Annotated in this window: 12 protein-coding genes; 9 read left to right on the top strand and 3 right to left on the bottom strand. The window is 58.9% G+C overall.

From position 1 onward, the window contains the following. Positions 1 to 17: 17 nt before the first annotated feature. The 3 genes from QMX97_RS05065 to QMX97_RS05055 form a co-directional block, all read right to left on the bottom strand. Positions 18 to 290, bottom strand: coding sequence for a TfoX/Sxy family protein (locus QMX97_RS05065; protein WP_120449919.1), 273 nt, complete (start codon positions 288 to 290; stop codon positions 18 to 20). Between the two features lie 204 nt (positions 291 to 494). Beyond that, complete coding sequence (locus QMX97_RS05060; protein WP_065910314.1) at positions 495 to 839, bottom strand: pentapeptide repeat-containing protein; 345 nt, start codon at positions 837 to 839, stop codon at positions 495 to 497. A 92-nt stretch (positions 840 to 931) separates the two neighbouring features. After that, positions 932 to 2,488: a bifunctional aminoglycoside phosphotransferase/ATP-binding protein gene (locus tag QMX97_RS05055; protein ID WP_065910316.1), complete on the bottom strand. Its 1,557-nt coding sequence runs from the start codon at positions 2,486 to 2,488 to the stop codon at positions 932 to 934. Positions 2,489 to 2,606: 118 nt separating this feature from the next. On the opposite strand from QMX97_RS05055, the gene mrcB reads away from it, so the two are divergent. The 9 genes from mrcB to msrQ all read left to right on the top strand — a co-directional run bounded on the left by mrcB (position 2,607) and on the right by msrQ (position 12,423). Further along, positions 2,607 to 4,931: a penicillin-binding protein 1B gene (gene mrcB, locus QMX97_RS05050; RefSeq protein WP_065910318.1), complete on the top strand. Its 2,325-nt coding sequence runs from the start codon at positions 2,607 to 2,609 to the stop codon at positions 4,929 to 4,931. Positions 4,932 to 4,947: 16 nt separating this feature from the next. Beyond that, positions 4,948 to 5,682, top strand: a complete 735-nt coding sequence (locus QMX97_RS05045) for a tetratricopeptide repeat protein (protein ID WP_065910320.1) — start codon at positions 4,948 to 4,950, stop codon at positions 5,680 to 5,682. Further along, positions 5,682 to 6,011: a YqcC family protein gene (locus QMX97_RS05040; RefSeq protein ID WP_065910322.1), complete on the top strand. Its 330-nt coding sequence runs from the start codon at positions 5,682 to 5,684 to the stop codon at positions 6,009 to 6,011. The genes QMX97_RS05045 and QMX97_RS05040 overlap by 1 nt, the downstream gene beginning before the upstream one ends. Before the next feature lie 431 nt (positions 6,012 to 6,442). Beyond that, a complete protein-coding gene (locus tag QMX97_RS05035; RefSeq protein WP_065910352.1) occupies positions 6,443 to 8,167 on the top strand; it encodes an acetolactate synthase 3 large subunit in 1,725 nt (574 codons plus the stop codon). 2 nt (positions 8,168 to 8,169) lie between these two features. After that, positions 8,170 to 8,661: an acetolactate synthase small subunit gene (gene ilvN / locus QMX97_RS05030; protein WP_003176102.1), complete on the top strand. Its 492-nt coding sequence runs from the start codon at positions 8,170 to 8,172 to the stop codon at positions 8,659 to 8,661. 46 nt (positions 8,662 to 8,707) lie between these two features. Beyond that, positions 8,708 to 9,724: a ketol-acid reductoisomerase gene (gene ilvC, locus QMX97_RS05025; protein ID WP_003176099.1), complete on the top strand. Its 1,017-nt coding sequence runs from the start codon at positions 8,708 to 8,710 to the stop codon at positions 9,722 to 9,724. 144 nt (positions 9,725 to 9,868) lie between these two features. Continuing rightward, entirely contained in the window at positions 9,869 to 10,726 is an 858-nt protein-coding gene (pssA, locus tag QMX97_RS05020) for a CDP-diacylglycerol--serine O-phosphatidyltransferase (protein WP_065910324.1), read from the top strand. A gap of 63 nt (positions 10,727 to 10,789) precedes the next feature. Next, entirely contained in the window at positions 10,790 to 11,803 is a 1,014-nt protein-coding gene (gene msrP, locus QMX97_RS05015) for a protein-methionine-sulfoxide reductase catalytic subunit MsrP (protein ID WP_106802621.1), read from the top strand. Further along, positions 11,803 to 12,423 carry a protein-methionine-sulfoxide reductase heme-binding subunit MsrQ gene (msrQ, locus tag QMX97_RS05010; protein WP_282396289.1) on the top strand — a complete coding sequence of 207 codons (621 nt, stop codon included), beginning with the start codon at positions 11,803 to 11,805 and terminating at the stop codon, positions 12,421 to 12,423. The genes msrP and msrQ overlap by 1 nt, the downstream gene beginning before the upstream one ends. The last annotated feature ends 327 nt before the right edge of the window (positions 12,424 to 12,750 follow it).

The following is a 12,750-nucleotide window of genomic DNA, read 5'->3' as shown; positions in this document are numbered from 1 at the left end:
TGGGCTTGCTGACTGATCTAATTTCTCTGCCGTGCCGAGAGGGCGTCCAGCTGGCGGTTCAACGCCTCCTTGCGCTCGGCCGGAATGTCGTTCCAGTGCACATCCATCAAGGCCCCTTCGATTGCATACAGCAGCACTTTCGAAGCCCGGAACCCGCGCGTCCTCACTGCTCGATAGGCATCCACAGCCCCCAGGCGGCGCAAGTCGGACGCACTGTGGATGCCCACCGCATGCAGCCACTGTGCAGACGTCTTGCCGAGGTTTTTCAGGTGTTGCAGCTCATCATTCATCAAGCCTCCTTGCGACGGCCGAATGGTGCGGTGGGTATCGTGACCAGGCAAGCCTGAAAAGGAGTGTAGCGCTCAGTAGGAAAAGCGTAGTTCTTTGGTCAGGAACGGCCTAAAAGCTTATAAGAATGACGCGGGGATTTTGACGGCGGGCAGGTGCAAGGTCCTTGGTACGTGGGTGCGTACCAAGGTCCGGGAGGACAATGTCTACTTGGTGCGGTAACGCAGGCGAGTGCCGAAATTGACCGACATGAGGATCTCGTCGGCGGTCAGTTCAGGTGGGAAGTAGGTGCCCGAGATTTGCGCATGCGCCAGGCTGGCGCCTTCCAGTGAGCAGTCACGCAAATCCAGGCCACGCAGGTCGGCAGAGCGGAAGTACGCGTCGGTGAAATCCACGCCGACGGCATTCAGCTCGCGCAGGTCCAAGCCACGGAAATCGCCGCCACGCATGTCGATCGCCCCTTCTTTTGGGCGTTCCTGATTGAAACCGCGGATATCGTCTTTATGCAGGAGCGAGTAGAGCGGTGTATCGAGAAGCTTGGGCTGACTCATGACGGCGACTCCTGTTGGATTTATGACGCCATTATAGTGCCACTATTGCTTGGTCGTGCGCCCAAGTAGACGACACGACCAAGAAATTTTTCTTACAGGCCCGGCAAGCGCTGACGAATATGCGCGACCAAGGCATCCAGTGTCCCGCTTTCATTGGTCTCGACGCGTTTGCTCAGCAGCAGTTCTTCGGCCGTCAGTGGGTCACGATTGGCCTGCTGTTCTTCGATTACCGCCAGCGTTGCGTCAGACGGATCGTTCTTGTCTGCCTGACGTTGTGCCAGCCAGGCGCTGATAACGGCTTGAGGTGCGTTGCAATCCAGGATCAGGAAAGGCGCGCCGGTGGCCTCGGCAACCTTGGCCGCTGCGTCGCGCTGTTCGCGTTTGAGGAAGGTCGCATCCAGCACTACCGGGTAGCCGGCACGCAATACGATGTCGGCGATTTCATTCAGGCGTGCGTAGGTGGCGGCGCTGGCATCCGCGGCATAAATGCCGGCCTGTGGCGTGTTTTCCACGTGTTGCTCGCCGAACAGGCGCTTGCGCTCCACATCCGAACGCAGGCGCACCGCCCCCAGTGCTTCGACCAGGCGCATGGCGACGTGGCTTTTGCCGACCGCCGAAACACCGTGGGTGATCGCCAGGAAACGCGATGGAATGGTGCTGTAGCTTTCAGCCAGGTTGGCGTAGTTACGGTACTGGCGCAGGGTAGTGGCGCGCTGCACCGGGCTTGCCTCGCTCGGCATGCTGAACAGCGAGATCTTGGCGCGGACGAGCGCACGGTAGGCTTTGTAGAAGTTCAGGACTTCGAGGCCCTGATAGTCGCCGGTCAGTTCCAGGTACTGGCTGATAAAGCGCCGCGCCAGCGACTTGAGGCCACGGTCTTCCAGGTCCATCGCCAGGAAACCGGTGTCGGCGTACACATCGGTGAAACGGAACGGTTCGTTGAACTCGATGCAATCGAAAATAACCACGTGGCCATCGATCAAGGTGGCGTTGCCCAGGTGGATATCACCGTGACATTCGCGGGTGAAGCCTTCCAGCTTGCGCTGTGCCAGCAATGGCTTGAGGCGCTCGAAGCTGCTTTCAGCCCAGGCTTGCAGTGCTTCGAGTTGGTCCAGGTCGGCCTTGTCGCTGAGGAACGGGCGGATCTGGTCGAAGTTCTGCCGGACCGGTGCCATCACTTCGTCCGGCGTGCCGGCAGGGTGATCCTGCGGGACTTTCGGCGCGGTGAGGTGAAAGTGCGCGATCTGTTTGGCCATTTCATCGATGTGTGCGCTGGTCAGTTCGCCATTGGCCTGCAGGGTGCTGAGCAGTTGGCTTTGCGGGAACTGACGCATTTTCAATGCGTATTCGATGACCGGGCCGTCGCCGCCCAATTGCGGGGCTTCGGCCGTGCCGGTGATTGGCAATACTTCAAGATACAAATCTTCGGTCAGGCGCTGGTTGAGGCGCAGTTCTTCCTTGCAGAAGTGACCCCGGTCGTCCAACTGGGTGAAGTCCAGGAAGCCGAAGTTCATCGGCTTCTTCAATTTATACGCATAAGGACCGGTCAGGATGACCCATGAAATATGGGTCTCGATGACGTGGAACGCTTCTACCGGATGGGGGTATAAAGCCGGGTTTTGCAGGGCGGCGATCAGGGACTGGCTCACGGGCGATCCTTCAGAGTCTGGAGAAAAACATGGCGGGCATTATGGCTGCTGCGGCCGGTCGTGCAAACCGCTGTCCGGCTCATGTTGATCAGCCATAAAGTGCGTATAATCCGCCGCCATGACTCGAACCCGATCTCCCCGTTCCCGTAAAAAACCTCCTTCGCGTGGCCTGCGCCCATGGCTGGGCTGGGCGCTCAAGCTCGGCCTGGTGGGCCTTGTGGTGCTTGCCGGCTTCGCCGTTTACCTCGACGCCGTGGTCCAGGAGAAGTTCTCCGGCAAGCGCTGGACCATTCCGGCCAAGGTGTACGCACGCCCGCTGGAATTATTCACCGGCCAGAAGCTGAGCAAGGATGACTTCCTCACCGAACTCGATGCCCTGGGCTACCGCCGTGAACCCGTGAGCAATGGTCCGGGCGCTGCGGCTGTCAGCGGCAATACCGTCGACCTCAATACCCGTGGCTTCCAGTTCTATGAAGGCCTGGAAAAAGCCCAGCCGGTGCGCGTGCGTTTTTCCGGTGACTATGTAGCCGAGCTGTCATCGCTCAATGGCTCGAAGCTGCCGGTGGTGCGCCTCGAACCGCTGATGATCGGCGGGATTTACCCGAAGAATCTTGAAGATCGCATCCTGATCAAGCTGGATCAGGTGCCGCCGTATCTGCTCGAAACCCTGGTTGCTGTCGAGGACCGCGATTTCTACAGCCACTGGGGCGTGTCGCCGAAGTCGATTGCCCGCGCCATCTGGGTCAACACGTCTGGCGGCAAGATGACTCAGGGCGGCAGTACGCTCACCCAGCAGTTGGTGAAGAACTTCTACCTCACCAACGAGCGCAGCCTGACCCGTAAGCTCACGGAAGCCATGATGGCGATGCTGCTTGAACTGCATTACAGCAAGCAGGAAATCCTTGAGGCCTACCTCAATGAGGTCTTCGTCGGCCAGGACGGCCAGCGCGCAGTGCACGGTTTCGGTCTGGCCAGCCAGTTCTTCTTTGGCCAGCCGCTGTCCGAGCTGAAGCTGCATCAGGTCGCGTTGCTGGTGGGCATGGTCAAGGGGCCTTCCTACTACAACCCGCGTCGCAATCCTGAGCGTGCGCTGGAGCGCCGCAACCTGGTGCTCGATGTGCTTGAGCAGCAGGGCGTGGCCACTGCGGAACAAGTCGCTGCAGCCAAGAAAATGCCACTGGGTGTGACTACCCGCGGCAAGTTGGCCGACAGCTCCTTCCCGGGCTTTATCGACCTGGTCAAGCGCCAGTTGCGTGAAGACTACCGTGACGAAGACTTGACCGAAGAAGGCCTGCGGATCTTCACCAGTTTCGACCCGATCCTGCAGATGAAGGCCGAAGCCTCGGTCAACGACACCTTCAAGCGCCTGACCGGCCGCAAAGGCTCCGACGAAGTCGAGGCCGCCATGGTCGTGACCAACCCGGAAACCGGTGAGGTCCAGGCCATGATCGGCAGCCGCCAAGCCAGTTTTGCCGGTTTCAACCGTGCACTGGATGCGGTACGGCCGATCGGCTCGCTGGTCAAGCCGGCCGTCTACCTGACCGCGCTGGAAAAGCCGAGCAAATACTCGCTGACCAGTTGGCTGTCGGACGATCCGCTGTCGGTCAAAGGGGCCGATGGCCAGGTGTGGACGCCGCAGAACTTCGACCGTCGCTCCCACGGTACGGTGTTCCTGTACCAGGGACTGGCGCACTCCTACAACATCTCCACCTCCCGGCTCGGCCTCGAAGTGGGCGTGCCGAACGTCCTCAAGACGCTGGCGCGCCTGGGCATCACCCGTGAGTTCCCGGCTTTCCCGTCGATCCTGCTGGGCGCTGGCGCAATGACGCCGATGGAAGTGGCGACCATGTACCAGACCCTCGCCAACGGTGGCTTCAATACGCCGATGCGCGGGATCCGCAGTGTGCTGACCGCCGAGGGCGAGCCGCTCAAGCGCTATCCCTTCCAGATCCAGCAGCGGTTCGACGCAGGCTCCATCTACCTGATCCAGAACGCCATGCAGCGCGTGATGCGCGAAGGTACCGGCAGTTCGGTCTATAAGGTGCTGCCGTCCAACCTGACGTTGGCGGGCAAGACGGGTACCAGTAATGACTCGCGCGACAGCTGGTTCGCAGGCTTCGGCCAGGACGTGCTGGCAGTGGTGTGGTTGGGGCGCGACGACAATGGCAAGACGCCGTTTACCGGTGCGACCGGTGCGCTGCAGGTCTGGACCAGTTTCATGCGCAAGGCCGACCCGCTGCCGCTGAACATGCCGCAGCCGGACAATATCGTGCAGGCCTGGATTGATCCACACACCGGCCAGGGCTCTGACGCCAACTGTCCGGGCGCGGTGCAGATGCCGTATATTCGCGGCAGCGAACCACCACCCGGCGCCGCATGCGGTGGCAGTGCCCCTGCTGACGCGGAATCGGTGATGGATTGGGTCAAGGGCTGGATGAATTAAGCAAAGAGGGTTTCAAGTGAACAAGTGGTGGATTCCAGCTATTACAGCTCTGGCTTTGCTCAATGGTTGCGCCAGCGTGCAGCGCGGCTCCATTCCCGTGGTGGACTCGAGCACCGCTGTCTCCAATAACGACCGGATCTCGGCCAACGGCGGGTTCCGCCAGACCGTGACCACGCGTCCTGCCCAGGCCGCCACCCAGGCTGTACCGCAGGATTCGGGCGTGGTGGTGATGGTGCCGGGCGCCGGGGCGGCTACCTCCGCGCCGATCAGCGCCGAGCCGTGGACCCCGGGGCCGAGCACTTCGGGCCCGATCGACACCGCGCCGGTCCAGGCGGCGCCGATCAATCAGGGCACCTACAACATGCCGTCGACACCCAGCGGCATCCCGTCATCGTCCAGCGCTGGCGGCCTGTCGGCTGACGAGCAACTGGATGGGCCGGTACTGGCCTTGCTGACCACCGCCCAGCAACAACAGGCCGGTGGCGACTTGAACGGTGCATCATCGAGCCTGGAGCGCGCCCAGCGTGTGGCGCCGCGCGAGCCGCAAGTGCTGTATCGCCTGGCTCAGGTACGCATGGCCCAGGGCGACGCACCGCAAGCCGAACAGTTCGCCCGTCGTGGCCTGACCCTGGCCAATGGGCGTCCCGACCTGCAAGCCAGCCTGTGGGCCCTGATCGGCGATGCACGGGCTGCGCAGGGCGACGCCGCCGGTGCTGCCCAGGCACGTCAGAAAGCCAAGGTCAGCCTCTGATGGATGCACGTTTTCCAGCGATTGCCGAACAGTTATTGCTGATCGAGCGCGAATTGCGCGTGCAAGGCTGGTGGGATGAAGTGCCCCCCAGCCCCGAGGCGCTCAGCAGCGTCGAGCCGTTCTCGGTGGACACCCTGGACTTTCATCAGTGGCTGCAGTGGATCTTCCTCGTGCGCATGAAGCAGATCCTCGAGCAGGACCTGCCACTGCCCAACGCATCCGGGATCCTGGAGATGGCCGAGATGGTCTATGCCGACCGTCCGTTGCAGAGCCTCGGATTGCGCAATGCGCTGAAAAAGTTCGACCAATTGATCGTCGACGCTCGTTAATTGCCTGACTGTCGGGTTTTCCGGCAGTCTTGCGCACATTTCTACCGCTTGACGACATTCAGGCGAGTTTTATCCCTCCTCAAAGCCCTTTCTTCTACGTTCTCATGCGCTTAGTTGGAAAAAAGCGCAATTATTGCTTGACTTGAAGGGGCTGAAACAGAAGAATCCAAAGTCCGCTGTATCGGGACTGCCAGAAGCAGACCCGCTCAGCAGATCATGAGGCGCACATCCGCGCCGACCTGTTACACCCGCAACGCGTTACCTCGCGCTGGGTGGGAAAAGCCCGCAACACTTGGGACGATCCCAATACTTGCTCAGTCAGTGCTGACGTAGTCGGCGACCACCGTCGCTCATGCTCTGTTGAGAAGTAAACCTATTAAGACCCGTCGGTTTTCAACGGACGGTATTCTGGCGTTTTAGAGGTGAACAACGTGGAGCTTTTATCTGGCGGTGAGATGCTCGTCCGCTTTTTGCGTGACGAAGGCGTCGACTATATCTACGGGTACCCAGGTGGTGCTCTGCTGCATGTCTACGACGCACTGTTCAAGGAACCGGCTGTTACCCACATCCTGGTTCGCCACGAACAAGCTGCTACCCATATGGCTGACGGTTATGCCCGTGCCACCGGTAAAGCCGGTGTGGTACTGGTAACGTCCGGCCCAGGCGCGACCAATGCCATTACCGGCATCGCGACTGCTTATATGGACTCCATCCCGATGGTGATCATTTCCGGCCAGGTCGCCAGCACCATGGTGGGTACCGATGCATTCCAGGAAACCGACATGATCGGTATCTCCCGGCCGATCGTGAAACACAGCTTCATGATCAAGCATGCGTCGGAAATCCCGGAAGTCATGAAGAAGGCCTTCTACCTCGCTCAGTCCGGTCGCCCGGGTCCTGTGGTGGTCGATATCCCGAAGGACATGACCAACCCTGCGGAAAAATTCGAATACGTGTTCCCGAAGAAAGCCAAGCTGCGCTCCTACAGCCCGGCTGTTCGTGGGCACTCGGGCCAAATCCGCAAGGCGGCAGAAATGCTCCTGGCGGCCAAGCGCCCGGTGCTGTACTCGGGCGGTGGCGTGATTCTGGGCGGTGGTTCTGCACCACTGACCGAACTCGCCAAGCTGCTTAACCTGCCGGTGACCAACACCTTGATGGGCCTCGGCGCGTTCCCGGGCACGGACCGTCAGTTTGTCGGCATGCTTGGCATGCACGGCAGCTACACCGCCAACCTGGCCATGCACCACGCCGACGTGATCCTGGCAGTCGGCGCGCGGTTCGATGATCGGGTGATCAACGGCGCGAGCAAATTCTGCCCGAATGCCAAGATCATCCATATCGACATCGACCCGGCGTCCATCTCCAAGACCATCAAGGCCGACGTGCCGATCGTGGGTCCTGTTGAAAGCGTGCTGACCGAAATGGTTGCTGCGCTCAAGGACATCGGCGAGACGCCGAACAAGGAATCCGTTGCCAGTTGGTGGAAGCAGATCGACGAATGGCGCGGTGATCGCGGCCTGTTCCCTTACGACAAGGGCGACGGCAGCATCATCAAGCCACAAACCGTGATCGAAACCCTGTGCGAAGTGACCAAGGGCGACGCCTTTGTGACCTCCGACGTGGGCCAGCACCAGATGTTCGCGGCGCAGTACTACAAGTTCGACAAGCCTAACCGCTGGATCAACTCCGGTGGCCTGGGCACGATGGGCTTTGGTTTCCCTGCGGCGATGGGTGTGAAGCTGAGCTTCCCGGACACTGACGTTGCGTGCGTCACCGGTGAAGGCAGTATCCAGATGAACATCCAGGAGCTGTCGACGTGCCTGCAATACGGCCTTCCGGTGAAGATCGTCTGCCTGAACAACGGCGTGCTGGGCATGGTTCGTCAATGGCAGGACATGAGCTACAACAGCCGTCACTCCCATTCCTATATGGAATCGTTGCCGGATTTCGTCAAATTGGTTGAAGCCTATGGCCACGTCGGCATTCGCATCACCGATCTGAAAGATCTGAAGCCGAAGATGGAAGAGGCGTTCGCCATGAAGGATCGCCTGGTGTTCATCGATATTCAGGTGGATACCAGCGAGCACGTCTACCCGATGCAGATCAAAGACGGCTCTATGCGCGACATGTGGCTGAACAAGACGGAGCGTACTTAATCATGCGGCACATTATCTCCCTGCTTCTGGAGAACGAACCCGGCGCTCTGTCTCGTGTTGTCGGCCTGTTTTCGCAACGCAACTACAACATCGAAAGCCTGACCGTGGCCCCGACCGAAGACCCGACCCTGTCGCGCCTGACGTTGACTACTGTTGGCCACGATGAGGTGATCGAGCAGATCACCAAAAACCTCAACAAGCTGATCGAAGTGGTCAAGCTGGTCGACTTGTCGGAAAGTGCCCACATCGAGCGCGAGCTGATGCTGGTTAAGGTCAAGGCCACGGGCGCCCAACGTGCCGAGATCAAGCGTACTACCGACATCTATCGCGGGCAGATCGTCGATGTGAGCGCCAGCGTTTATACCGTTCAATTGACCGGTACGAGCGACAAACTGGACAGCTTCATCCAGTCGATCGGGACGGCCTCGATTCTGGAAACTGTACGCAGTGGTGTCACCGGGATTGCCCGTGGCGACAAAGTACTCAGCATCTAACCCAATTAGTGAATGGCCTCACGGCCTGGATATATAGAGGAACCTCATGAAAGTTTATTACGATAAAGATTGTGACCTGTCGATCATCCAGGGCAAGAAAGTCGCCATCATCGGCTACGGCTCCCAGGGTCACGCGCAAGCTTGCAACCTGAAAGATTCCGGCGTTGACGTGACTGTTGGCCTGCGTAAAGGCTCGGCCACCGTTGCCAAGGCTGAGGCCCATGGCCTGAAAGTGACTGACGTTGCTTCCGCCGTTGCTGCTGCCGACCTGGTCATGATCCTGACCCCGGACGAGTTCCAGTCCGCGCTGTACAAGAACGAAATCGAGCCGAACATCAAGAAGGGCGCCACCCTGGCCTTCTCCCACGGCTTCGCGATCCACTACAACCAGGTTGTGCCACGCGCTGACCTCGACGTGATCATGATCGCGCCGAAAGCACCGGGCCACACCGTGCGTTCCGAGTTCGTCAAGGGCGGCGGTATCCCTGACCTGATCGCGATCTACCAGGACGCTTCGGGCAACGCCAAGAACGTTGCACTGTCCTACGCTGCTGGCGTGGGTGGCGGTCGTACCGGCATCATCGAAACCACCTTCAAGGACGAGACTGAAACCGACCTGTTCGGTGAACAAGCCGTTCTGTGCGGCGGTACTGTCGAGCTGGTCAAGGCCGGTTTCGAAACCCTGGTTGAAGCTGGCTACGCGCCGGAAATGGCCTACTTCGAGTGCCTGCACGAACTGAAACTGATCGTTGACCTCATGTACGAAGGCGGTATCGCCAACATGAACTACTCGATCTCCAACAACGCTGAATACGGCGAGTACGTGACGGGTCCGGAAGTGATCAACGCCGAATCCCGCCAGGCTATGCGCAACGCCCTGAAACGTATTCAGGACGGCGAATACGCCAAAATGTTCATCAGCGAAGGCGCTACCGGCTACCCTTCGATGACCGCCAAGCGTCGTAACAACGCCGCTCACGGTATCGAAGTCATCGGCGAGCAACTGCGCTCCATGATGCCGTGGATCGGTGCCAACAAGATCGTCGACAAAGCCAAGAACTAAGTCGCACGCATCAAGAGAAAACGCGGCTTAGGCCGCGTTTTTTCGTTTGGGGGGCCGGTTCTGGTATAAAGCTGCATCGTTTGCGGGCGAACACTCGCCGCACGTATTTGTCGAATTTTTTCAAACCGTTGCAAGGTAAAGTCCATGAGCGAACGTCCCGAAGAGCCAAGCCAGGCTTCTGACGCCGAAAGCCTGCTACCGATCGATGAACATGTCGAGGAAGGGCATGACGCTGAAGGCCGCAAGGTCCGGCATCGTGGCATCTATCTGCTGCCCAATCTGTTCACCACGGCGAACCTGTTCGCCGGGTTCTATTCCATCATCAACTCCATGAGTGCCCAGAGTGCGCTGGCGGCAGGTGATGCGGCGAGTGCCAGCAAGTATTTCGGCTTTGCCGCGATTGCGATCTTCGTGGCCATGGTGCTCGACGGCCTTGATGGTCGGGTGGCGCGCATGACCAATACCCAAAGCGCCTTCGGTGCCGAGTATGACTCGCTGTCCGACATGGTCGCCTTCGGTGTCGCGCCGGCGTTGCTGGCGTTTGCCTGGGCGCTGGGTGATATGGGCAAGGTCGGCTGGATGGTTGCCTTCATCTATGTGGCGGGCGCCGCTTTGCGTCTGGCGCGCTTCAATACCCAGGTGGGGACTGCCGACAAGCGCTACTTCATTGGTCTGGCCAGCCCTGCGGCTGCCGGGGTGGTGGCGGGTATTGTCTGGGCGTTCAGTGACTACGGCATCCAGGGTTCCAAGATGTCGTTCCTGGTGGCATTGATGGTGGCTGCTGCCGGCATGCTGATGGTCAGCAACATCAAGTACAACAGCTTCAAGGAGCTGGACTTGAAGGGGCGCGTGCCTTTCGTGGCAATTCTGGCGGTGGTGCTGGTGTTCGCCGTGGTGTTCAGTGATCCGCCGCGCATTCTGTTGCTGGCGTTCCTGGTCTACGCCGCTTCGGGGCCGGTTCAGTACTTATTGCATATGCGCCGGGACAAAACATTGCCTTAATGTAATTTCCCCCATACTCCGCAGTCTATTGGTGCATCAGTTCTCCAATGCTGCGGAGTTGCCATGTTAATCAAATTCCCCAAAGCGTCCGATTGCAATGAATCGGATGTCACGCCTGAATCCCTCTACTTTTCTCGCCGTGCGTTGCTCGGCGGTGCGCTTGCCGGTATGGCTGCCAGCAGTCTGCCGCGTTGGGCCAGTGCGGATGATGCTGCGCGTTACGCCGACGTCGAGCCAGGTAAGGCCCCGGGATGGTTTGCTGAAAAGCTGCCAGGCACCCAATGGCAGGCGGTGACGGTAAAAAACGAAGCCATCACCCCCTTCAAGGATGCTACTCACTACAACAACTTCTATGAGTTCGGTACCGGCAAGGGCGATCCAGCGGTGAATGCGGGCTCACTCAAGACCGAGCCGTGGAGCGTGGTGATTGATGGTGAAGTCGCCAAGCCTGGGCGTTACGCCCTGGAAGACTTCATGAAGCCGTATCAGTTGGAAGAGCGTATCTACCGTTTGCGCTGTGTCGAGGCGTGGTCGATGGTCATTCCCTGGATAGGCTTCCCTATAGCAGCCTTGCTTAAACAGGTCGAACCCACCTCCAAGGCCAAGTACATCCGCTTTGAAACCCTTCAGGACCCCAAGAGCATGCCGGGGCAGCGCTCGAGCTTCGGTTTGATCGACTGGCCTTATGTAGAAGGCCTGCGCCTGGATGAGGCGATGAACCCTTTGGCGATCCTTGCCGTGGGTATGTATGGGCGCGAGTTGCCGAACCAGAATGGGGCGCCGCTGCGTTTGGTCGTGCCGTGGAAGTATGGCTTCAAAAGCGTGAAGTCAATCGTGCGGATCAGCCTGGTGAGTGAGCAGCCGAAAACGACCTGGCAGAGTATCGCGGCGGATGAGTATGGGTTCTATGCGAACGTGAATCCTACGGTTGATCACCCGCGCTGGACCCAGGCCCGCGAGCGCCGTTTACCGAGTGGTTTGTTCAGCCCCAATGTGCGCGAGACGCAGATGTTCAATGGTTACTCGGACGAGGTTGCCTCTCTTTATACCGACCTCGATTTACGGAAGAACTATTGATGCGCTATCCGATCTGGCGTGCCAGCGTCTTTATCGCGGCGGGAGTCTGGCCGTTGTACTGGTTGTATGAGGCTTGGAGTTCCGCTCTGGGGCCAGATCCCGGAAAGGTGCTGGTTGACCGTTTGGGGTTGGGGACCCTGATCCTGTTGCTGGTCACCCTTGGGATGACACCGTTGCAGAAGCTGAGCGGGTGGGCAGGGTGGATAGCTGTACGTCGGCAGTTGGGTTTGTGGTGTTTTGCCTACGTGGTGCTGCACCTGGCGGCGTATTGCGTGTTTGTCCTGGGGTTGGATTGGTCGCAGTTGGGGGTTGAGCTGCGCAAGAGGCCGTACATTATTGTGGGGACGCTAGGTTTCTTGTGCTTGCTGATATTGGCGGTGACGTCCAATCGCTACAGTCAGCGTCGGCTGGGTGTTCGTTGGAAGAAGCTGCATCGCCTGGTACATGTGATTCTCGGCCTTGGGTTACTGCATATGTTGTGGATTGTGCGGGCGGACCTGAAGGAGTGGGCTATCTATGCTTCTATAGGAGCGCTGCTGTTAGTCCTTCGAATCCCTCCTGTAATGCGCAGGATTCCCCGCCTTATCGCGAAAAAATCACTTTCTGCAACAAAAGCGTAATTAGTGCTTGACGGCAGATTCTGGAAGTCTATAATTCGCCCCACTTCCGGCGCAGTCGAAACGGAAAACTCCTTGGTAAACAAAGAGTTACGCGAGATTCGACAGCGACTTGCTTCAGTTCATCGAAGCCCAGAAGGAGTTGGTAGAGCAGGGTTGTTTGGCTCTATTAACGTTTCGATCCTCTCGGTCGAAAGCGGAAAAAAAGAGGTGTTGACAGCAGCGTGTAACGCTGTAGAATTCGCCTCCCGCTAACGAGAGATCGGAAGCGCAAGTGGTTGAAGTTGTTGAAGAAATCTTCGAAAACTTCTGAAAATAATCACTTGACAG

The organism is Pseudomonas sp. PS01298, assembly GCF_029959745.1.
GTDB lineage: Bacteria > Pseudomonadota > Gammaproteobacteria > Pseudomonadales > Pseudomonadaceae > Aquipseudomonas > Aquipseudomonas aylmerensis.
The sequence above is the reverse complement of the archived record's forward strand: the minus strand, read 5'-3'. Positions and strand labels throughout refer to the sequence as shown.